This is a genomic window from Streptomyces xantholiticus, from assembly GCF_014651015.1.
Classification (GTDB): Bacteria; Actinomycetota; Actinomycetes; order Streptomycetales; family Streptomycetaceae; genus Streptomyces; species Streptomyces xantholiticus.
Genome location: NZ_BMWB01000015.1, coordinates 13,772 through 34,590, shown reverse-complemented (window position 1 = coordinate 34,590; position 20,819 = coordinate 13,772). Strand labels below are relative to the sequence as shown.

The window sequence follows — 20,819 nt, the reverse complement described above, 5'->3', positions numbered from 1 at the left end:
GCGCTGCGGGCGGGGCGGGCAGCACGTCGGGGCGGTCGGGGACGCCGCTGCCCGGAGCCTGTTCGCTCCCCCGCACCGTTCCGAACCGGGCTCCCCCTACGCGTGGCGGGATGGGGGAACCCTCAGGATCCGTACCGCCGCCGGGGCAGCTCTCCACGGCTGGGACACGGCTGGGACAGCTCGCTCGGCAGAGGCCGCGCATGCAGCACCGTGAGACCGGAGACCGCCCTCGTCAGCGCCACGTACAGCCGCCGCAGCCCCGTCCGCAGGTCCGGTTCCGCTGCCACGATCGACGACGGCTCCTCGAGGACCACGTAGTCGTACTCGAGACCTTTCGCCAGTGACGCCGGTACCAGCGTCAGGCGCGCGTCGGGGGTGGTCTCCTCGCCGGGGGAGAGGTACGGCAGGCCCGCCGACGCGAGTGCCGACGCGAGCGCCGGCACTCGTGCGTCCGCCGCGATCAGGCCGATCGACCCGTCGTGCCGGAGGGACTCGGCGCAGGCGGCGACGACGGCCCCGTCCAGATCGTCAAGGACGGAGCGGACGTCGAGGGAGCCGGGTGTCTCGCGGACGGACGAGACCGCCGCCAGGCCCGGTGACATGTGCGGCAGGAGGCGGGAGGCGTACGCGATCACCTCGCGCGGTACACGGAAACCGGCCGTCAGTTCCTCGACGGCCGCCTCGGGCTTGCCCAGATGGGACAGGGCCTCGGCCCAGGACGCCGTGGCCCAGGGCGTCGTGCCCTGCGCCAGGTCGCCGAGGACCGTCGCCGAGCCCGTCGAGCAGCGGCGGCCGACCGCGCGGTACTGCATCGGCGACAGGTCCTGCGCCTCGTCGAGGACGACATGGCCCAGCGACTGCGTGCGCCGTACCAGGTCCGTCGCCTCGTCGATCAGCACCGCGTCCGCCGCCGACCACTTCGCCGACTTCACGCTCCGGGGCGGCTTCGCGAAAAGGATCGTGGCCTGTTCCCCGGCGGACAGGAGGCCCTCCGCGTGCTCCGCGAGGAACTCCGCGTCGGACAGCAGACGCAGCACCACCTTCGCCGGGTCGACCGGGGGCCAGATCGCCTTGACCGCCTCCTTGACGGCGGCGTTGCGGGCAACCGAGTCCTGGACACGGTCGTCCGGCGCTTCCCCGGACTGCTCCATCCGCACCAGCACGGTGTGCGCGATCCGCTGGGGAAGGGCGTCGCGGGCGGCCCCGTAGCGGATGTCGCGGTCGAGCAACTCGCGGACGATGCCCTCCAGTTCGTACGCCGGGACCCGCCAGCGGCGGGAGCCGCGCACCACGACCACCGGCTCCGTCGGGATCGTGACGTGGGAACGGACCGCCCGCCGCAGGACCTGCGCCATCCTCGCGTCGCCCTTGACGACCGCGGCCGCCGCGGTGTCCTCGCCGCATACGTCGACATGCGCGACCAGGTCGTCGACCGTGGACTGCTTGACCTCCAACTCTCCGAGAGCCGGCAGGACCTGCTCGATGTAGTGGAGGAAGGAACGGTTCGGCCCGATGACGAGCGTGCCGGTGCGCGCCAGACGTTCCCGGTGCGCGTACAGCAGGTAGGCGACACGGTGCAGGCCGACCGCCGTCTTTCCCGTACCGGGACCGCCCTGCACGCACACCGTGCCGGACAGGCCGCTGCGGACGATCTCGTCCTGCTCGGGCTGGATCGTCGCGACGATGTCCCGCATGGGGCCGACGCGCGGCCGTTCGATCTCCGCCTGGAGGAGCTTCGACGTCTGCTCGGCCTCGGAAGGGTCGGTCAGATGCTCGTCCTCGTACGCGGTCAGATCGCCGGCCGTGTACCCGAAGCGCCGGCGCAGGCCGACGCCCTGCGGGTCCTTGCGCGAGGCCCGGTAGAAGGGCTGGGAGACCGGGGCGCGCCAGTCGATGACCATCGGGTCGCCCTCGGCGTCGTGGACGTGCCGGCGGCCGATGTAGAAGCGCCGGCCGTCCTGCGTGGTGGGCAGGTAGTCGAGGCGGCCGAAGAAGAGCGGGGTGTGCGAGAGGTCGGCGAGCGCCTTGATGCGGTCCTCGATCTGCGACTGGAGGACGGCGGCGCTGACCCGGTTCGCGGTGACGTCCTTGATGTCGAGCGACTGGACGTCCTCGCGCATCGCGCGCAGGGCGGACCGCGACGCGGCGAGGTGGGCGCGTTCGCGGGCGAGCGGGTCGTCCCCGTCCGTGGCGGCCGTGGTGGTGGCGGACACGTCGGGTACAGGGGCGTGCGCGGGCACGGGTTGCCTCCGGCTGAGCTGCGGGATCACGACATGGCGGACCGGCCGGTTTCCGTCCGGACGGCGGCGCTCCTCGAAGGCGTTCGAAGGAGGCGGGGAAGGCCCCGGTCGAGCCCGGGGCAAGCCCGCGAGTGTAGTGGGGCCGGTGAACGGGCGCGAACGGATTTCCGTGCGGGCGTCATCCCCGTAGGGGACGCCCCCTGCCGGAAGTAGTACGCGGGGAGCTGTCTGGTTCAGCCCCCAGCCCGATGCTCCGACCGGGTGATGCGCAGCACCATGAAGGCATGACCACAGCGACCTTCACTCCGGGAACCCACCCCCACCACGGCGCCGCGGCGAGCGGCGGGGGCACCCGCCGGCAGCACCGCGTCGGCAGTGCTCTGCGCGCGGTCAAGGTCTTCGCCGGCGCGGTCTTCAGCGTCGCCGTCCTCGGCGAGTACGCGGAAGAGGCCGGCGTCCGCCGCCGCTGAGCGCGGCTGCGCCGCCCGGAACCGGCCTCGTCAGCGACCCCGGACCGCCGGCCCGACCGCGCCCGGTTACGACCCCGCCCGGCTTCGGTTGCGTGCGGCCACGACCCGCTGCGGGTCGCCGCGTTTCGACGCGCTCTGGCTTCGGGGCCGCGCCCGCCACCCGGTCCGGCCGCCCGGCGTCCGGTCGCCCCGGGCGACCCCCCGCGGCCCCCGGCCCTCCGTGTCAGTGGACCGGGTCCTCGCCCGCCAGGAGTTCGTCCGCGTCGACGATCCGGTAGGCGTAGCCCTGTTCGGCCAGGAACCGCTGGCGGTGCGCCGCGAAGTCCTGGTCGATCGTGTCCCTCGCCACCACCGAGTAGAAGTGCGCCTTGTGCCCGTCCGCCTTCGGACGCAGCACCCGGCCGAGGCGCTGCGCCTCCTCCTGTCGCGACCCGAACGTGCCGGACACCTGGATCGCGATCGTCGCCTCCGGCAGGTCGATCGAGAAGTTCGCGACCTTGGACACCACGAGCACACTGATCTCGCCGCTGCGGAACGCGTCGAAGAGCTTCTCGCGCTGGGCGTTCGGCGTCTCGCCCTTGATCACCGGTGCCTCCAGGTGCTCGCCGAGCTCGTCGAGCTGGTCGATGTACTGGCCGATGACGAGGATCTGCTGACCCGCGTGCTTGTGCACCAGCTGCTCGGTCACCCGGCGCTTGGTCGCCGTCGTCGCGCAGAAGCGGTACTTCTCCTCCTGCTCCGCCGTCGCGTAGGCCAGCCGCTCGGAGTCGCTCAGGTTGACCCGTACCTCCACGCAGTCCGCGGGGGCGATGTACCCCTGTGCCTCGATCTCCTTCCACGGGGCGTCGAAACGCTTGGGCCCGATGAGGGAGAAGACGTCCGACTCGCGGCCGTCCTCACGTACCAGCGTGGCCGTGAGGCCGAGCCGCCTGCGCGCCTGGAGGTCGGCGGTGAACTTGAAGACCGGGGCGGGCAGCAGGTGCACCTCGTCGTAGACGACCAGGCCCCAGTCGCGGGAGTCGAACAGCTCCAGGTGGGGGTAGATCCCCTTCCGCTTGGTCGTCAGCACCTGGTACGTGGCGATGGTGACCGGGCGGATCTCCTTCTTCGTCCCGCTGTACTCGCCGATCTCGTCCTCGGTCAGCGTCGTGCGCCTCACCAGCTCGTGCTTCCACTGGCGGGCGGAGACGGTGTTCGTGACGAGGATCAGGGTGGTGGCCTTCGCCTGCGCCATCGCGCCCGCCCCGACCAGCGTCTTCCCCGCGCCGCACGGCAGCACGACGACGCCCGAGCCGCCGTGCCAGAAGCCTTCGACGGCCTGCTTCTGGTACGGGCGCAGCGCCCAGCCCGACTCGTCGAGGTCGATCCGGTGCGCCTCGCCGTCCACGTAACCGGCCAGGTCCTCGGCCGGCCAGCCGAGCTTCAGCAGCGTCTGCTTGATCTGGCCGCGCTCGGAGGGGTGCACGGCGACGGTGTCGGGGTCGATCCGGTTGCCGACCAGCGGCTGGATCTTCCTGGAGCGCAGGATCTCCTCGAGCACCGGCCGGTCGGTGGTGGTGAGGACGAGCCCGTGGGTGGGGTGCTTCGACAGGGTGAGCCGGCCGTAGCGGGCCATGGTCTCCGCGACGTCGACGAGGAGGGCGTGCGGCACCGGGTAGCGGGAGTACTCGACGAGCGCGTCGACGACCTGCTCGGCGTCGTGCCCGGCGGCGCGCGCGTTCCACAGGCCGAGCGGCGTCACCCGGTAGGTGTGGATGTGCTCCGGCGCACGCTCCAGCTCGGCGAACGGCGCGATCGCGCGACGGCAGGCGTCGGCCTGCTCGTGGTCCACTTCGAGCAGGAGTGTCTTGTCGCTCTGGACGATCAGCGGTCCGTTCACGCCACACCCTTTCCCCGGGTTTGCCTCGGGTTTTCGTCGGGCCGGTCCTTCCGTCCGGGACACGGCCAAACAACCAGTGTCCCGCATCGAGCGACTGTCCGGGGAGTGCTCGGGTAGCTGCGTTGTCATGAACACCGATGCCCGGTCCCGCTCCGCGTGGGGCAGAACGGTCCTCCGCGGGGGTCTGGTCGTCTGCGCCTTCGTCGCCCTCGTCGTCTTCTCCGCCGTCCTCGCCCGGCTGACGCTGGCGCCTTCGCACGCCTCCGAGGGCGTGGCGAGCGCGAACATGCGCCCCGGCGCCTCCCTGCGGCAGTACGTCACCGACTACACGTTCCTGGCGGCCGCCCGGCAGATCGGCGGCAACCTGCTGCTCGGCATGCCCTTCGGGGTGCTGCTGCCGGTGCTGGTGCCCCGGTCGCTGCGGCTGTTGCGGGTGATGGTGCTCACGATCGTGGTGATGGCCCTCGTGGAGCTGGCGCAGGGTGCGATCGTCCCCGGGCGGGCCTTCGACGTGGACGACGTGATCCTCAACACCACCGGTGCGCTGACCGGTTACGTACTGCTGGGCCGCCGACTGGGCCGCGCCTGGCGCAGGCGGCGCGGCGAGGCGGAGCAGCCGGACGAACCGGCCGCCCGCTCGTCGGGGTGGCGGCTCAAGTGGCGTCGTCGGCGAGTTCCGCCACGCCCGTGATGCGGTGCAGCGGATACGTCCGCACCTCGTCGGCGGTGTGGTCGTAGGCCGTCACGAAACCGCCCTCGACGCGGACCGGTGCGATGACGCGCTGGCTGGCGGTGCCTTCCGCGTTGACATAGCCGATCCAGAGCGCGGAGCCGGTGAGCGCGGCGGCCTGGACGGTGGCCAGGGTCTCGGCCGAGGTGGTGCGCGGCAGTTCACCGGGCCGGGGGCCGACCTGCTCGGCGGCCGGCTTGCGGGCGACGGTGGCCGCCATATCGCCCGCCCTGATCGCCTTCACGGCCGCGCCGAGCAGCGTCCGGTCCGGCACCGGAGGGCCCTCCGGCACGGGAGAGGGCGCTGTGCGCGGCGGGGTACGGCGGGCATGGGCACGGGTGATCAGCACATCGCCCTCCGCGGACTCGGCGGCCGGCGCGTAGCCCATGGCGCGCAGCCCTTCGAGCAGCGCCCCCGGGTCTGCCTGGGCGGCGAGCACGGTGGGCGCGAGGCGGCGCAGCCCGAGCCCATGGGAGCGCTTGTCGGCGAGGATCTCGCCGAGCACCGCGTCGTCGTCGCAGCGCACATAGGCCGACGCCGCGCCGATCCGCAGATGGCCGTGGCGGCGGGCCACGTCGTCGATGAGGTAGCTGAGCGGCTGCGGCACGGGCGTACGCGAGTGCGTGACCAGGAAGGTGTGCAGGTCCGACGCGGCCTTGCCGGCGTCGAGCGCGCGTCGCACCGACGCGGGCGTGAAGCGGTAGACGGTGGCGCCGCCCTTGGACTCGACGTCCGCGAGCACGGCGAGCGTCTCCGCGAGGGGGCGCTCCAGCGGACCGGGGGCGACGGCGGTGAGGTCCGCCTGGAGGAGGACGTGGTCGAGGGGCTCCGGCAGCAGCGGCGCGAGCGCCTTGACCGCGCGGGCGCGGCGGTCCGCGAGCGCGTCGCCGTCGGCGTGCGCGTCGCCGTCCCCGTCCACTGGTTCCCCGTCGAGCAGGGCCCGCCCGTGCGTGGAGAGCGCGCCGCGGCCGGTCACGCCCAGCAGCTCCGCCTCCGACAGCGTCCAGGTCGCGACCCGGGCCCGCAGGTCCTTGCCCGTGCCCGCCGTGTCACCGCGCAGCGGCCGCTCCCAGCGCAGCCGGGCGAGCAGCGTCTCCGGATCCGGTGCCGCGCCGTGCGGGAGGCCCGCCGCCAGCTTCAGTACGCGGTGGCGCACCTCTGCGGCGACACTGCGGTCCAGCTCCGGGCCGAGGGCGGACAGCGTGCGGCCCTTGGCGTCCTGACTGCCGACGAGTCCGGGCGTGCGGGTCGCCGTCAACCAGGCGACGGCCAGTTCACCCCACCGCTCCGCCGGCGGAAGCTCCAGCCACTCGTCGTACGCCGGGGTCGGCGCATACCGCTCGTCCGCCTCGCCGTCGGTGGCCAGCAGACCTGCGGAATAAGCCAGTTCGAGCCAGAACGCGGCGAGCTGCTCGCTGGTGTCCAGCGCCGCGGCCGTCCGCTTGAGGTCCCGTACGGCCAGACCGCCGGCCCGCAGCACCGCGGGGCCGCCCTCGTGCCAGTCCTTCAACAGGTCCTCGACCGTGGTGAGTGCCGTGAACGCCTGGCCCGCCGCCGTACTGTCCACAATCTGTGGACGGTGTTCCGCAGCCGGCACGACGGCCGGCGGAACCGGCTCCGGCGTCCGGTGAGCACGCCCCGCACGCAGGTGCAGTGCCACCTCCCGTGGCAGCACCACCGTGCGCGCCGAGGCCGGCAGCAGCAGTCCGCGGTCCCGCAGCCACCGCACCGGCGGCGTCGGATCGGCGGTCACCTCCCCGTACGGCGGCCCCCACACCAGCCGGTCCAGGACCGCCAGCGCGTCCGACGGAGCCGTGTCCAGCAGCGCCGCCATCCGCGTCCGGTCGGTGAACAGCGAGGTCAGCGCCGCGACCGCGGACACCGGGTCGTGCGTCGTCGGCAGGCCCGCCACCGCCAGGATCTCCTGGAGCCGACCCGGCGACATTCCGGCGGTGGCCTCCGTGACGGTCGGACCGAGACCCGTCGGCGATGGGCGTGTCGGGGACGGCGCCAGCAGTTCGCGCGCCGTGCGCACCAGCCGCAGCCGGTCGTCGCCGCCCCACACCAAGGCCTGCCGGCGCAACGTTTCGAGGGCCTGCGGAAGCGCCGCCTCCGTGGTCGCGTCACGGTCGTCGCCGGTCATCAGCGCGAGCAGTTCACCGTACGGCGCCGGGTCCGTGGCCACCGCCAGCGCCTCCGCGGTCTGCAGGGCGAAGCGGTCCAGCCGCTCCAGGGCCCGTACGACGGAGGCGCGGGTACCGGCCCGGGTGGCGAGCTGGGTGACGTCGTTCGGCACCGGGCTCAGCAGATCGGGGCGGGCGCGCAGCAGTGCGGCCAGCTCCTCGTCGTCGCGGGCGCGCAGCGCTTCCGCGAGGGTGCGCGGGCTGCCGCCGCTTCCTTCGGGCATGGTCCCCATCCGCCCCACGTTAGCCGCTGGAGCGCTACCGTCGGGGACGGGGCGGCCCGGGAAGGCGGGCGGCCCGTGGCCAGTGCAGGGGAACCGCCGGTGGGGATCGAGAGCGACCAGCTCGTCTACGACTATCTGAGCCGCGTCGGTGACCTGGCCCAGCAGGCCCAGCTCCCGTCCGGTACGCGGATGCGGCTCGTTTCGACACTGCGCAGTGAGATCGAGAAGCAGCGGTCGAAGGTCGGCGGCGACAGCCCGGCGGGCGTCCGCCGCATCCTGGGGCGGCTCGGTACGCCGGACGAGGTGGTGGCGTCGGCGGTGTCGGACGACGGCGGGCCGCCGGGGCGGGGGCCGGGCCCGGCCGCCACGGTCGCCGAGCCCGAACGCGAGCCCCAGCGCCCGCCCGCGGCCGCGCTGCCGCGCCAGCGGGGGTGGCGCCGTGTGCCCCGGCCCCGTAACGCCGACGCCCCGCCGGGGCCCGTGCCGCGCGAGGCCGCGTCGCCGCCGCACCTGGCCGGTATGGACGAACTGGGCCCCTCCGGCTCCGAACCGGACTGGTGGCGCATCGACCCCGGGGCGATGGGCGCGAGCGACGGCGTGGCCGGGTTCGTCGGGGGCGTCGAGATCCCCGAGATACTGAAGCCCCCGCCGGTGTCTTTCGAGGACCAGGAGCCCGAGGCGGAGGAGGAGGCGGAGGCCGGGCCCGACAGCCGCCGCCGTCTGCTGCCGCGTCTGCTGCGCCGCCGGGCTGCCGCCGCCCCTGCGGAACCGGCGCCGCGGGCGGGCTTCGGCAGCCCCGTGCTGCTCCTCGCCGCGGCGCTGCTCGTCGCGGGCGCGGCCCTCGGCCAGCTGATCGCCCTCGGCCTCGGCTGGCTCCTGGCCTACGCCTCAGGCCGTCTGTCCCGCACCGAGGCCAAGCTGGCCGTCCTCGGCATCCCCGGCACGGCCGCGGCGGCCGGCGCGTTGTGGCTGTGGGGCCGCGTCAACGGCCACTGGGGCGAGGCGATCTCGGAGGGCGGGATCCGGGACGCGCTGACGGGGACTTGGCCCTGGGTGCTGAGGGCGGCGGCGGTGGGCTCCGCGGTCTTCCTTGTGTGGCGGGCGCGGCGGACCCGGTAGCGCCTGCGGTGGGCCTGTTCCCCAGCCCGCCGCTTTCCGCTGTCTCGACGTGAGGCTCCGCCCCGCGGCGGTGGCGGAGCCCCCGGACCCGGTACCGCGCTCCGCGCGGTGCGCTCGAACTCCCCTGCGGCGTGGCGGGCCTGAAGGTCCCCCTACCCACGGCCTGGCTGCCGTGGGGACCTCCCACCCCCGCCAGGCCCAGGGGTAAGTGCCCCCGGGGCCGGTGCTGGATTGCGCGCCGCGAGATCGGCATCGCCGGCGTTGAGTCGCGGGGGCGGGGGCGAAGCCCCCGGGACACCGCGCGGAGCGCGGTGAACGGTCCTGCGGTCCCCCACGCCGCAAGGCGCAGAGGGAGAAGCCCGGTTCGGCAGCGGTGTGGGGGAAACGCCTCCGCGTCGGCGGCTGCGCCGCCCGGCTCAGCCCGCCAGATGGCCCTGGAGTTCGTCCAGGATCTCGTTCGCCGCCGTGTAGCCGATTCCCTGGATCCACAGCTCGTCGTCGACGCCGAACACCCTGTCGTTCTTCGCCGCCTTCATGCCCTTCCACAGAGCGCTGTCCAGCGTCTGCTTCTCCTTCGCCTTCTCCGGGTCGCCGTACGTCGAGTGGAAGACGACGTCCGTGTCGGCGAGGTCGATCTTCTCGGGGCTCACGTCGTACGAGAAGCCGTCCTTGGCCTTGTCGGTGATGGCCGGGCGGCCCAGGCCGACGTCGGCGAGGATCGTCGAGATGTAGTTCTGCTTGCCGTAGATGCGGATGTCCGCGCCCTCGACGAAGCGGACGACGTTGACCTTCGTGGCCGCCGCCTTCTCCTTGCCGCCGAGCGCCTCCGTGACCTTGCCTGCGTGTGCCTCGTAGTCGGCGACGGCCTTCTGCGCCTCCGTCTTCTTGCCGAGCGCGTCGGCGTGGAGCTGGAAGTTCTCCTTCCAGGGCAGGCCGGTGGTCTCGGTCATCACCGTCGGCGCGATCTTCTTCAGCTCGGCGTACTTGTCGCCGTGGCGGATCTTGCTGGTGAGGATCAGGTCCGGCTTGAGCGCGGCGATGGCCTCCAGGTTGGGGGTCATCATCTCGCCGACGTCCGTGATGCCCTCGAGCTTGTCCTTGGGCAGGTAGTTCAGGAAGCCGGATGCGGTACCGGTGTGCGTGGCGCCCACCGGCTCGACGCCCAGGGTGATCGCCGAGTCGAGTTCCGCGGTGTCGAGGACGACGACCCGCTTGGGCGCGTCGGGTACCTCGACATCGCCCATGGCCGTCTTCACCTTGTGGGTGCCGCCGGCCTTGCTGCTGTCCGAGGAGTCGGCGTCGTTCTTCGTGCCGCAGCCGCTCAGCGCCACGGCCGCGGTCAGGGCGAGGGAACCGGCGAAAAGGCCGCGTCGGCGAAGCGTGTTGTTCATGGACATGGAACCTTTCAGGCTGACTGCGGGGTGGGCGTGGGGGCTTGGGGAGCGGGGGAGTACGGGGCTCCCGGCACGACGAGCGGCGACCCGGTCACCGGGTCGGGGACGACGACCGACTCCATGCCGAACACCTCACGGACCAACTCGGCGTTGACGATGTCGTCGGGGTGTCCTTCCGCGACGATCCGGCCGGCCTTCATGGCGACGAGATGGTCCGCGTAACGGGCTGCCTGGTTGAGGTCGTGGAGGACGGCGACCACCGTGCGGCCACGCTCGTGGTTCAACTGCCGTACGAGATCGAGCACCTCGACCTGGTGTGCGATGTCGAGGAACGTCGTCGGCTCGTCCAGCAGGAGCAGATCCGTCTCCTGCGCGAGTGCCATCGCGATCCACACGCGCTGCCGCTGGCCGCCGGACAGTTCGTCGACGGGCCGGCCGGCGAGAGCGGTGACGTCCGTACGTTCCATGGCGTCCGTGACCGCGCGCTCGTCCTCCTGCGACCACTGCTGCCACCAGTGCTGGTGGGGCTGGCGGCCGCGGGCGACCAGGTCGGCGACGGTGATGGCCTCCGGCGCGACCGGGGACTGGGGCAGCAGCCCGATCGACCGGGCGATCTTCTTCGTCGGGATCTTCGCCAGCTCGGCGCCGTCGAGGAGGACCGCTCCGCCCTTGGGCTTCAGCAGCCGGCCGAGGGCGCGCAGAGTCGTCGACTTGCCGCAGGCGTTGGGGCCGACGATCACCGTGACCCGCCCGTCGGGGACGGCCAGGTCGAGCTCGTGCACGACCGTGCGGTCGTCATAGGCGAGCGTCAGCTCGCGAGCCGTCAGCCTGCTCACGACGTTCCTCCAGCGGTTCGGCTACGGATGATGAGCCAGATCAGGTACGGGGCACCGATGGCCGCCGTCAGCACGCCCACCGGCAGCTCGGTGGGCGAGAACATCCGGCGGGCCGCGAGATCGGCGAGGACGACGATCACCGCGCCGAGCAGCGCGGAGCACAGCAGCGGGATCTGTGCGGTCCGGGTCGTCCGGCGCGCGATCTGCGGCGCGAGCAGCGCCACGAAGTCGACGGGCCCGGCGGCACCGGTGGCGATCGACGCCAGTACGACCCCGAGCAGCACCAGCCCGAGCCGTACGCGGCCGAGCCGTACGCCCAGCGCGGTCGCGGTGTCGTCGTCCATCGACACCGTGCGCTGGGCCCGGGCCGCCCACAGCACGGCGGGCACCAGCGCCAGCAGCGTCCAGCCGAGCGGCGCGGCCTCCTCCCAGCCGCGGCCGTTCAGCGAACCCGTCATCCAGATCTGAGCCTGCTGGGCGACCAGGTAATCACCCTTGGTCATGAACAGGGTCGTGATCGAGCGGAGTGCGATCGCGAAACCGATGCCGATGAGGACGAACCGGGTGGCGTGCAGCCCGCCGCGCCAGGCGAAGACGTACACCAGGGCGGCGGCGAGGATGCCGCCGGTGACCGACAGATAGGGCAGAACGGTGTACGAGGTGACGCCGAAGGTCAGCACGCCCACGGTCACTGCGCTCGCGCCCTGGCTGATGCCGATGATGTCCGGGCTGGCGAGCGGATTGCGCGCGACGGTCTGGATCAGGGCGCCCGCGACCCCGAAGGCGGCGCCGACGAGCAGCCCGAGCACCATCCGCGGCAGCCGCAGCGTCCCGACGACGAGTTCGTCGGGCGACGGCTGACCCAGGACCACCTTGAGGACTTCCCCGGGCGCGACGAAGCTCTCGCCGACGCAGAGGTAGGCGACGCAGGCGGCGGCGAGCGTCGCGGCGAGGCCGAGGGCGACGCCGGCGGCGCGGCGGTGGAGCAGGAAGCTGCCGCGTCGGCCGGTCCGGACGAGGCCGTAGCCGGCGGGCCGGACGGTGGTGACGGTGTCAGCGCTCACGCGGCGCCCTCCTCGTGTACGGGTCGCCGCTGCGATCTGCGGGCGCCGCGTGGGGCCCGCCCCCACCGCACCCTCTGGGCGCCTGGTGGCGTGGGTGGGACCCCGTCCCGAACCGGGGCTCCGGCCACGGTCCCGCTGCTCCCCCCGGGCGCCGCGCATCGGCGGCGCTGGAAAATCCGGACCGTCCGGAGGTACTCCCCCTACGAGGTCCCCCCACCCACGGCCGCCAGGCCGTGGAAGAAGTTCGCGCGAAGCGCGGTACGCGGCCCGCACGGTGGAAACGCGGCCGCACCGAGCCCGGTATGCCGGCCGGAGGGCGGCACGGGGTACGGGGCCTGCCCCGGTCCGGAACGGGGCGGCTGGAGGAGAGGCTCACGCAGGCACCGCCTTGCGGCGGACCAGCCCGACCAGGAACGGCACGCCGATCAGCGCCGTCATCACACCCGCCGGCACCTCGCTCGGCGGGAAGACGATCCGGCCGATCACGTCGGAGACGAGCAGCATCACCGGGCCGATCAGCGCCGCCATCGGCAGCACCCAGCGGTGGTCGCTGCCGACGATCGCGCGGGCGATGTGCGGCACGGCCAGGCCGATGAAGGCAATCGGGCCCGCCGCGGCCACGCCCACACCCGTCAGCACCGTCGCGCCGACGCCGCCCGCGATCCGTACCGTCGCGACGTTCTGCCCGAGGCCCTTCGCGACGTCCTCGCCGAGGGCCAGCGCGTCGAGGCCGCGGGCGACCGCCATCACCAGGACGGCGCCCACGAGCAGGAACGGCCAGATCTGGTCCACCACTTCGGCGTCGCGCCCGGAGACCGATCCGACCTGCCAGAAGCGGAACTCGTCCAGCGCCGCAGCCTTCGTTGTCAGCACGCCCGTCGTCACCGACACCAGCAGCGCGTTGATCGCCGCACCGCCGAGCGCCAGTTTGACGGGGGTCGCGCCGCCCCGGCCGCGCGCCGCGATCGCGTAGACCGCGACCGAGGCGATCGCCGCGCCCGCGAAGGCGAACCAGACGTACCCGGCCAGCGTGTGCACCCCCGCGAAGGCGATGGCCAGCACCACTCCCACCGACGCGCCCTGGCTGATGCCGAGGATTCCGGGGTCGGCGATCGGGTTGCGAGTGATGCCCTGCAGGGCCGTGCCGGCGAGGGCCAGCGCCGCGCCGACCATCAGGCCGATCAGCGTGCGCGGCACGCGCAGTTCGCGTACGACTTCGGCGTCGGCGCTGTCTCCGCCGTTCAGTACGGCGTCGAGGACGGCGGACGGTGCGACCGGGCGCGCCCCGACCGCGAGGCTGAACAGCACCGCGAGCAGCAGGGCCGTGACGGCGGCGGCCGTCCACCCGATGCGGCGGGCCGCGAGCGCGCGTCTGGCTGACATGGGCACCAATCGGGGGCGAGGACCGGCGCGGTGGACCGGCAAGGTTGGTAAGGCTTGGCTAAGTCTATGCGTCCGAAAATGCGTACCCACGGGTGGGCACAATGACCCCCATGGCTCCTCACCCCGCCCCGCGCCCGCCCACCGCCGGGCCCATCGTCGGTTTCGACCTGGACATGACGCTCATCGACTCCCGGGCCGGCATCCACGCCGCCTACCGCGCGCTGTCCGCCGAGACGGGCGTATGGATCGACGCGGACCTGGCGGTCACGCGTCTGGGGCCGCCGCTGGAGCAGGAGTTGGCGTACTGGTTCCCGGACGAGCAGATCCGGGAGGTGGGCGACCGCTACCGCGAGATCTACCCGGTGCACGCGATAGGGCCGACGTCCGCGATGCCCGGCGCGCGCGAGGCCATAGCCGCGGTGCAGGAGCTGGGCGGGCGCGCGATCGTCGTCACCGCCAAGCACGAGCCGAACGCCGAGCTGCACCTTGCGCACCTCGATATCGCTCCCGACGAGACGATCGGCCGGCTGTGGGCGGAGGCCAAGGGGGAGGCGCTGCGCGAGCACGGGGTGAGCGTGTACGTCGGGGACCACCTCGGCGACGTACGGGGCGCCCGTGTCGCCGGCGCGCTGTCCGTGGCGGTGCCGACGGGGCCGTGCGACGCGGACGAGTTGCGTGCGGCGGGCGCGGACGTGGTCCTGGAGGACCTGACCGCGTTCCCGGCGTGGCTGCGCTCCTACAGCGCGGACCGGGCCGACCGGCTGGATCTGGCCTGACGTCGCTGGGCAGCGATCGACCGCAGCACCCCCGCGGCGGCGACCAGGAATCCGACGCCCATCAGCATGCTGACCGCGTACGCGACGGTCGGGAAGGGGTCGGTGCCCAGGAACAGTGGGGCCACCGTCACCAGTGTGGCCACCGCGCCGACGATGAAGACGATCGCGCCGGCGCGCACCAGCCCGTCACCCGGGGCGGGAGCGGCGGCCTGAGGAGTAGCAGTCATTCGGCCAGGGTAGTTCCCTTGCGCACAGGAACCGATCGGGGACGTCTTGTCACCAGCCTCTGGACCATTAGCCTTGGGGGTGGCGGGTCAGGCGACCCGCTGTAGTGCTATCAAGAGCCGTTTTTCGGCGCCCCAACTTGCGGTGCCCCAGCGCCCACCGAGTACGAGGACGAGGACAGACGTGCCTACCGGCAAGGTCAAGTGGTTCAACAGCGAGAAGGGCTTCGGCTTTCTCTCCCGCGACGACGGCGGCGACGTCTTCGTGCACTCCTCCGTGCTCCCCTCCGGAGTGGAGGCCTTGAAGCCGGGCCAGCGCGTCGAGTTCGGCGTGGTCGCCGGCCAGCGCGGCGACCAGGCGCTTTCCGTGATCCTGCTCGACCCGGCGCCGTCCGTGGCGGCCGCCCAGCGGCGCAAGCCGGACGAGTTGGCGTCCATCGTGCAGGACCTGACGACCCTGCTGGAGAACATCACGCCGATGCTGGAGCGCGGCCGCTACCCCGACAAGGCACAGGGCGCGAAGATCGCGGGTCTGCTGCGCGCGGTGGCCGACCAGCTCGACGTCTGATCGACCGGCTTCACACGAAGGTCAGCGCATCCGGGCCGAGGGGCGGTACGAGCCCCTCGGCCGCGGCGCGCGTCAGCAGTGCGCGGACGGCGGCATAGCCCTCGTCCCCCAGGTCGGCGGTGAACTCGTTGACGTACAGCCCGATGTGCTGGTCGGCGACCGCCGGGTCCATCTCCTGCGCATGCTCGAGTACGTACGGGCGGGAGGCCTCGGGGTCGTCCCATGCCATCCGTACGGACGTGCGCGCCGACTCGGCGAGCAGCCGCAGCGTCTCCTCGCCGAGCGACCGCCTGGCGATGATCGCGCCGAGCGGAATCGGCAGGCCGGTCGTCGACTCCCAGTGCTCGCCCATGTCGGCGAGGCAGTGCAGCCCGTAGTCCTGATAGGTGAAACGGGCCTCGTGGATGACGAGCCCGGCGTCGACCTTGCCGTCACGCACGGCCGGCATGATCTCGTGGAACGGCATCACGACGACCTCGCCGACACCCCCGGGGACGACGTCCGCCGCCCACAGCCGGAACAGCAGATACGCGGTCGAACGCTCGCTCGGCACCGCGATCGTCTTCCCGGTCAGGTCCCCGGAGTCCTCGGCCCGCGAGGTACCTCCCCGTCCCGCCGCCAGGGTCAGCACGAGAGGGCCGCAGCCGCGGCCCAGCGCGCCGCCGCACGGCAGCAGGGTGTACTCGTCCAGCACCCACGGCAGCACCGCGTACGACACCTTCAGGACGTCGTACCCTTCCCCGCGCTTCGCCGGGGAGGCCCCGCTGCGCTCCGCCCATCCGTTGGTGATGTCGATGTCCGCGAAGGTCACGTCCAGCGCGGGCGCGCCGGGCACCCGGCCGTGGGCCCAGGCGTCGAAGACGAAGGTGTCGTTCGGGCAGGGGGAGTACGCGATCTTCAGACTCACGGTTGCTCCTGGAGGACGGGGACCAGCTGGTGGAACGCGTCCCCCAGCGCGGCCAGCGCGTCGCCGATGCGCCAGGCGGCACGGTCACGGGGGCCGACGGCGTTGGAGACCGCGCGTATCTCGACGACGGGCACCCCGTGCGCGGCGGCGGCCTCCGCCACACCGAAACCCTCCATGGCCTCCGCGGCCGCTCGCGGATGCCGGCCCGCGAGCTCGGCGGCGCGGGCGGCGGTGCCGGTGACCGTGGACACGGTCAGCACGGGTGCGTGGGCGGCGCCCAGGGTCTTGGCGATGAGCGCCGACAGCTCGGGCGGCGAGGCGTGGACCGTACGGCCGAAGCCGAGCTCGTCGACCGGCAGATAACCGTCCGGGGTCTCGGCGCCGAGGTCGGCGGCGACGACCGAGTCGGAGACGACGAGCGATCCGACGCCCGCGTGCGGGGCGAAGCCGCCGCCGATGCCGGCGGAGACGACGAGGTCGTACGGCGCGACCGCGAGGGCCGTCGCCGTCGCGGCCGCGGCGGCCGCGGGACCGACGCCGCCGACGAGCACGTCGTACGCGGGTGTGCGGGTCAGCACGTACCCGCCCGGGAGGGCATTCCCGGCGGCCGTGCCCGCGCCCGCGACGGCGGCGGCCTCGGCCGCCACCGCTGTCACGACAAGCACGCGCACGGCGTCGGTCCTACTCCTTCTCGAACTGGAAGTTCCAGATGCCGACGACCTTCTTGCCCTTGGTCTCCATGACGCTGACGGCCGTCCTGGTCGTCGGCTCACCGGTCATCGAGGAGAAGAAGGCGTTGCCGGGGATCGTCCGGTACGTCTTGGTGAACGGCTCCTGCTCCACCGGCTGCGCGCCGAACAGCAGCGTCCAGCCGTTCTCCGCGATCTCCGGGTCGACGCCCATACGGACCTTGTCGTCCATGGCGACCTTGACGGTCTCCGTCGGCTTCTTGGTCAGGCAGTCCTGGATCTCGGACTCCTTGATCGCCTCACCGTCGTTGTAGCAGGCGGCCTCGGCGTGGACGGAGTCCGAACCGATCGTCACCGTGACGAGCGGCGTCGGCTTGTCGCAGGCGGAAAGGACGAGGAGCCCGGCGGAGACGGCACCGAGAGCGGCAGCGGCCCGGCGGCGCTTGCCCGAGAAGAACGCAACGGTCATGAGCCGAAGGCTATCGGGCGCGGTGCGCGCTGCCGCGCGGGGGTGCGCGGCGCGGCGGGTCCCGGTTACCCCGGCCGGGTCGCGCGCGGGGGCGGGCGGCCCCGCGCGTCAAGCACCGGCGGGGCTGCACGAGCAGGCCGCCCGGCGCCCCCGGACACCGCGCGGAGGGTCCGGGCAGAACCCGGTTTCGGGTGGGGTACCACCCACGCTGCGAGGCGCAGGGCAGGGCGGGGAACGGCCCGCCGCGGGCGCACCCGCCCCGTGGGCGCCTCCCCGGACGTAGCGCGCCGCGTGGGCGCCTCCCCGGACGTAGCGCGCCGCGTGGGCGCCTCCCCGGACGTAGCGCGCCGCGTGGGCGCACCCGCCCCGCAGGCGTGCACACCCCGGACGCAGCGCGCCCCGCGGCGCGCACCCGCTCCCGTCTAGGCCACCCGCGCCCGCGGCGCCCCGCCGCGGTGCCGGGCCGCGCCCAGCAGGCCGCGGCACGACGTGAGGGCGCCCGTCGCGACGATCGCCGCCGCCACCGACATGCCCAGCACGCCGTTCAGCGGCAGCACGATGCCGATCGCACCCCCCACCACCCACGCCATCTGCAGCAGCGTCTCCGACCGGGCGAACGTCGACGTCCGGACCTGTTCGGGCACGTCGCGTTGGATCACCGCGTCCAGGGAGAGCTTCGACAGCGCCTGCGACAGTCCCGCCATCGCGCCCAGCACCGCCACCATGCCCGTACCGAAGAAGATCGCCGCCGTGACGGCCGCCGCCAGGACCAGCGTCAGCATCGTGACGATGATCGCCTCCGGCGCACGGGCCTTCAGCCACGCACCGATCGCCGTTCCCAGCGCGTTGCCCACGCCCGCCGCGACGCCGACCATCCCCAGGGAGACCGCCGCCGACTGCCCGCCGAGCGGATGCTCGCGCAGCAGGAACGCCAGGAAGAAGATCAGGAACCCGGACAGCGCGCGGTGCGCCGCGTTCGCCTGGAGCCCGTGCAGTACCGACGGCCCGACCGTGCGCAGGGTCGGCTTCTTCTCACCGTGCGCGATCATCCGCACCGGCGTCTCGCCCTTCGCCGAGTCCACCTTGTGCGGCATCGTGAAGGCCCAGAACGTACCGAGGACGAACAGCGCGGACGCCCCGTACAACGGCCACTGCGGCCCGATCTTCTGCAGCCCCACCCCGATCGGTGCCGCGATGCCGGTGGCCAGCAGGCCGGCCAGCGTCACACGGGAGTTCGCCTTCACCAGGGAGAACTTCGGTGGCAGCAGCCGGGGCACGACGGCGCTGCGCACCACCCCGTACGCCTTGGAGGACACCAGCACGCCGAGCGCCGCCGGGTAGAGCTCCAGGCCGCCCGTCGCGACGGCGCGCGACATCATGAGCGCCAGCAGTGCGCGGGCGAGCATCGCGCCCGCCATGGCCGCGCGCCGGCCGTGCGGGATGCGGTCGAGGAGCGGGCCGATCACCGGAGCGAGCAGGATGAAGGGCGCCATGGTGACGGCGAGGTAGAGCGCCACTCGGCCGCGCGCCTCGTCGGTCGGTACGGAGAAGAACACCGTGGAAGCCAGCGCCACGGTGATCATGACGTCGCCCGCGCCGTTCACCGCGTGCAGTTCGATCAGTTTGCCGAGACCGGATTCCCCCGCGCCGTGCGCGTGCGTGGCCCTGCGGATGCCGCGCGCGGTGCCGGTGATCGGCAGATGCAGCGCGCGTCCGACCGCCCGGCCCGCCCTGCGGACCGGGCCGTCTGCATCGGACGACCTTGCGGCTGCCACCCCGTCATACTGCCCCAACGCCTGCCACCACGAACCGTGATCGAGGCCGCCCGGTGCGGCGTGTTTCCTTCTTGCCGCCTTTGTGACTGCCTGTGCGGGCGGGCCGTAACACCGCTCCGTCGCTGTCGGTTCGTCCCGTGTTGCGACGGGCAGGTGGGCGGCGGGCGTAGGAAGGGGTAGCGTGCGTAGCGCGCCACCGGCGGTTGTTCTCGGCCGCGCGCCTCTTCGGCATCCCGCAGAATGGATGACAATAGGTGTGCCCGGGATCAGGACGGTCCGGGTGTGTGGACGTCGATGCGGCCCTCCGGTCCGCTCCGTGCGCCGCCCTGCCCCGTACCTCTTCATCGGCCGAGCGCATCCGTGAGACGGCGTAGGAGAGAAGCGAGACTAGTGAGTGCTGCGACGACGCGAAGCCGTACCCCCGACCGCCTGTGCGCCGAGGCGGTAGACCTCGCCCGTGAGGCCGCCGAGGAGGCCGCCGCCCCTGGAGTGGTCGGAGAGCATGTGTCGCTCGTCTCCGAGGGGGACCGGGTCGTCACGCACTTCTTCGAGTGTCAGGAACCGGGCTACCGCGGCTGGCGCTGGGCCGTGACCGTCACCCGCGCCTCGCGCGCCAAGGTCGTCACGCTTGACGAAACCGTCCTCCTGCCCGGCCCCGACGCGCTGCTGGCTCCCGAGTGGGTGCCGTGGAGCGAGCGGCTGCGGCCCGGTGACATGGGGCCGGGGGACCTGCTGCCGACCGAGGCGGAGGACCTGCGGCTCGAACCCGGCTACAGCGGCGAGGACGAGCCGCCACCCAACTCGGTTCTCGCCGAGCACCCGCCGTCCCACGACCTGGTCGAGCGGGTCGAAGCGGAGGACGCGGAGCTCACGGACCGCAGGCCCGCGATCGAGGCCACGACGAACAACGGCCGCGGCCAGATCGCGGCGCTGGCCGAAGAACTGGGCATGCGCCGGGCGCGCGTGCTGTCCCGATACGGACTGCACACGGCGGCCGACCGCTGGGAGGAGTCCTACGGCGCCAAGACGCCGATGGCGCAGGCGGCGCCGGCGTCCTGCGTCTCCTGCGGCTTCCTGGTCCCGATCGCCGGGTCCCTGCGGCAGGCCTTCGGCGTGTGCGCGAACGAGTTCTCCCCGGCGGACGGGCGCGTGGTGTCGCTGGCGTACGGCTGCGGCGGGCACTCGGAGGCGGCCGTCATGCCGAAGCCGCCGACGCCGCCGCCGCCGGTGCACGACTCGATGGCGGCGGACGAGTTCGTCCTCCGGCCGGCACGGGACGGCGGCTCCGTCCCGACGGAGCCCGACGGCGAGTCGGAGGACCTGGGACACTCGTAGGCCGCGCGGCCGCCTGCGGCGGGCGTGTTCTGCACCCCGCCCTTCCCGAACCGGGGCAACCCCCGGACCCGGGCCGCGCGGGGCGTACCAGGCTTCGCCTCGTCCGTGCCGCGCCGGGTGCCGAGGCTTCGCCCTGCTGCGCTGGGGCACGGCGTACCGGGCTTCGCCTCGGTCCCGGGCCTCGCGCCGTGTCCTGGAGCTCACCCTGTGGCCCGGCAGCCGTGGGAGCCGCCTGCGCGCCGGACCGTCCCGGCCGGAGTCGGCCGGGCGGCCGCCTGCGGCGGGCGTGTTCCGCACCCCGTCGTCCACCCATGCGTGGCGGGGTGGGTGGTAACCCCGTCCCGAACGCGGGCGCGGAGCCCGTCCCGAGCCCGAGCCCGGGCGCGGAGCCCGTCCCGAGCCCGTCCCGAGCCCGAGCCCGTCCCGAGCCCGAGCCCGAGCCCGAGCCCGGGCGCGGAGCCCGGACACGTGCCGCGCTGCGCGGGGCGTACGGGGCTTCGCCTCGGTACCGTGCGCGCGCCGCGCGCCGTGTCCTCGAGGTCCGGCCCGTGGCC

At 73.3% G+C, this 20,819-nt stretch carries 18 protein-coding genes; 6 read left to right on the top strand and 12 right to left on the bottom strand.

Features of this window, described 5'->3' with window-relative positions; translation table 11 throughout:
• Positions 1-122: 122 nt before the first annotated feature.
• A complete protein-coding gene (locus IE198_RS21390; RefSeq protein ID WP_229834182.1) occupies positions 123-2,213 on the bottom strand; it encodes a HelD family protein in 2,091 nt (696 codons plus the stop codon).
• A 311-nt stretch (positions 2,214-2,524) separates the two neighbouring features.
• Here IE198_RS21390 and IE198_RS21385 point away from each other — a divergent pair, with 311 nt between their 5' ends.
• Entirely contained in the window at positions 2,525-2,710 is a 186-nt protein-coding gene (locus IE198_RS21385) for a hypothetical protein (RefSeq protein WP_189889015.1), read from the top strand.
• Positions 2,711-2,933: 223 nt separating this feature from the next.
• Here IE198_RS21385 and IE198_RS21380 read toward each other — a convergent pair whose 3' ends face one another.
• The gene (locus tag IE198_RS21380; RefSeq protein WP_189889013.1) at positions 2,934-4,589 is read right to left on the bottom strand and encodes a DNA repair helicase XPB; all 1,656 of its coding nucleotides are present in this window, start codon (positions 4,587-4,589) and stop codon (positions 2,934-2,936) included.
• 127 nt (positions 4,590-4,716) lie between these two features.
• Here IE198_RS21380 and IE198_RS21375 point away from each other — a divergent pair, with 127 nt between their 5' ends.
• A complete protein-coding gene (locus IE198_RS21375) occupies positions 4,717-5,280 on the top strand; it encodes a VanZ family protein (protein WP_189889011.1) in 564 nt (187 codons plus the stop codon).
• Here the strand turns inward: IE198_RS21375 and IE198_RS21370 are convergent.
• Positions 5,243-7,726 carry a helicase C-terminal domain-containing protein gene (locus tag IE198_RS21370; protein WP_189889278.1) on the bottom strand — a complete coding sequence of 828 codons (2,484 nt, stop codon included), beginning with the start codon at positions 7,724-7,726 and terminating at the stop codon, positions 5,243-5,245. The two genes, IE198_RS21375 and IE198_RS21370, sit on opposite strands and share 38 nt — an antisense overlap.
• Positions 7,727-7,825: 99 nt before the next feature.
• On the opposite strand from IE198_RS21370, the gene IE198_RS21365 reads away from it, so the two are divergent.
• Positions 7,826-8,845, top strand: coding sequence for a hypothetical protein (locus IE198_RS21365; RefSeq protein ID WP_189889276.1), 1,020 nt, complete (start codon positions 7,826-7,828; stop codon positions 8,843-8,845).
• A gap of 416 nt (positions 8,846-9,261) precedes the next feature.
• Here IE198_RS21365 and IE198_RS21360 read toward each other — a convergent pair whose 3' ends face one another.
• The 4 genes from IE198_RS21360 to IE198_RS21345 all read right to left on the bottom strand — a co-directional run bounded on the left by IE198_RS21360 (position 9,262) and on the right by IE198_RS21345 (position 13,522).
• Positions 9,262-10,236: an ABC transporter substrate-binding protein gene (locus tag IE198_RS21360; protein WP_189889009.1), complete on the bottom strand. Its 975-nt coding sequence runs from the start codon at positions 10,234-10,236 to the stop codon at positions 9,262-9,264.
• Between the two features lie 14 nt (positions 10,237-10,250).
• On the bottom strand, positions 10,251-11,075 hold the full coding sequence (locus IE198_RS21355; RefSeq protein WP_189889007.1) for an ABC transporter ATP-binding protein: 825 nt from the start codon (positions 11,073-11,075) through the stop codon (positions 10,251-10,253).
• Positions 11,072-12,139: a FecCD family ABC transporter permease gene (locus tag IE198_RS21350; protein ID WP_189889005.1), complete on the bottom strand. Its 1,068-nt coding sequence runs from the start codon at positions 12,137-12,139 to the stop codon at positions 11,072-11,074. The genes IE198_RS21355 and IE198_RS21350 overlap by 4 nt, the downstream gene beginning before the upstream one ends.
• 372 nt (positions 12,140-12,511) lie before the next feature.
• A complete protein-coding gene (locus IE198_RS21345; RefSeq protein ID WP_189889003.1) occupies positions 12,512-13,522 on the bottom strand; it encodes a FecCD family ABC transporter permease in 1,011 nt (336 codons plus the stop codon).
• A gap of 110 nt (positions 13,523-13,632) precedes the next feature.
• On the opposite strand from IE198_RS21345, the gene IE198_RS21340 reads away from it, so the two are divergent.
• Positions 13,633-14,298 (top strand): HAD family hydrolase, encoded by a 666-nt coding sequence (locus IE198_RS21340; RefSeq protein WP_373299918.1) that lies wholly within the window; start codon positions 13,633-13,635, stop codon positions 14,296-14,298.
• Here IE198_RS21340 and IE198_RS21335 read toward each other — a convergent pair.
• On the bottom strand, positions 14,259-14,525 hold the full coding sequence (locus IE198_RS21335) for a hypothetical protein (RefSeq protein WP_100107809.1): 267 nt from the start codon (positions 14,523-14,525) through the stop codon (positions 14,259-14,261). The genes IE198_RS21340 and IE198_RS21335 overlap by 40 nt on opposite strands.
• 181 nt (positions 14,526-14,706) lie before the next feature.
• Here IE198_RS21335 and IE198_RS36385 point away from each other — a divergent pair, with 181 nt between their 5' ends.
• Positions 14,707-15,090 carry a cold-shock protein gene (locus IE198_RS36385; protein ID WP_189888999.1) on the top strand — a complete coding sequence of 128 codons (384 nt, stop codon included), beginning with the start codon at positions 14,707-14,709 and terminating at the stop codon, positions 15,088-15,090.
• A gap of 10 nt (positions 15,091-15,100) precedes the next feature.
• On the opposite strand, the gene IE198_RS21325 is transcribed toward IE198_RS36385, so the two are convergent.
• The 4 genes from IE198_RS21325 to IE198_RS21310 form a co-directional block, all read right to left on the bottom strand.
• The gene (locus IE198_RS21325; RefSeq protein WP_189888997.1) at positions 15,101-15,997 is read right to left on the bottom strand and encodes a 1,4-dihydroxy-6-naphtoate synthase; all 897 of its coding nucleotides are present in this window, start codon (positions 15,995-15,997) and stop codon (positions 15,101-15,103) included.
• On the bottom strand, positions 15,994-16,668 hold the full coding sequence (locus tag IE198_RS21320) for a futalosine hydrolase (protein WP_189888995.1): 675 nt from the start codon (positions 16,666-16,668) through the stop codon (positions 15,994-15,996). The genes IE198_RS21325 and IE198_RS21320 overlap by 4 nt, the downstream gene beginning before the upstream one ends.
• Positions 16,669-16,678: 10 nt before the next feature.
• The gene (locus IE198_RS21315; protein ID WP_189888992.1) at positions 16,679-17,155 is read right to left on the bottom strand and encodes a DUF2771 domain-containing protein; all 477 of its coding nucleotides are present in this window, start codon (positions 17,153-17,155) and stop codon (positions 16,679-16,681) included.
• A gap of 422 nt (positions 17,156-17,577) precedes the next feature.
• A complete protein-coding gene (locus IE198_RS21310) occupies positions 17,578-18,930 on the bottom strand; it encodes an MFS transporter (RefSeq protein ID WP_189888990.1) in 1,353 nt (450 codons plus the stop codon).
• Between the two features lie 390 nt (positions 18,931-19,320).
• On the opposite strand from IE198_RS21310, the gene IE198_RS21305 reads away from it, so the two are divergent.
• Positions 19,321-20,265, top strand: coding sequence for a DUF3027 domain-containing protein (locus IE198_RS21305; protein ID WP_189888988.1), 945 nt, complete (start codon positions 19,321-19,323; stop codon positions 20,263-20,265).
• Positions 20,266-20,819: the final 554 nt, after the last annotated feature.

What these genes read in the sequence shown, in the direction of transcription:
- IE198_RS21370 (WP_189889278.1), bottom strand. Translation starts at nt 7,726, where the DNA reads ATGCCCGAAGGAAGCGGCGGCAGCCCGCGCACCCTCGCGGAAGCGCTG.
- IE198_RS21315 (WP_189888992.1), bottom strand. Translation starts at nt 17,155, where the DNA reads ATGACCGTTGCGTTCTTCTCGGGCAAGCGCCGCCGGGCCGCTGCCGCT.
- IE198_RS21360 (WP_189889009.1), bottom strand. Translation starts at nt 10,236, where the DNA reads ATGAACAACACGCTTCGCCGACGCGGCCTTTTCGCCGGTTCCCTCGCC.
- IE198_RS21335 (WP_100107809.1), bottom strand. Translation starts at nt 14,525, where the DNA reads ATGACTGCTACTCCTCAGGCCGCCGCTCCCGCCCCGGGTGACGGGCTG.
- IE198_RS21345 (WP_189889003.1), bottom strand. Translation starts at nt 13,522, where the DNA reads ATGTCAGCCAGACGCGCGCTCGCGGCCCGCCGCATCGGGTGGACGGCC.
- IE198_RS21340 (WP_373299918.1), top strand. Translation starts at nt 13,633, where the DNA reads ATGGCTCCTCACCCCGCCCCGCGCCCGCCCACCGCCGGGCCCATCGTC.
- IE198_RS21385 (WP_189889015.1), top strand. Translation starts at nt 2,525, where the DNA reads ATGACCACAGCGACCTTCACTCCGGGAACCCACCCCCACCACGGCGCC.
- IE198_RS21375 (WP_189889011.1), top strand. Translation starts at nt 4,717, where the DNA reads ATGAACACCGATGCCCGGTCCCGCTCCGCGTGGGGCAGAACGGTCCTC.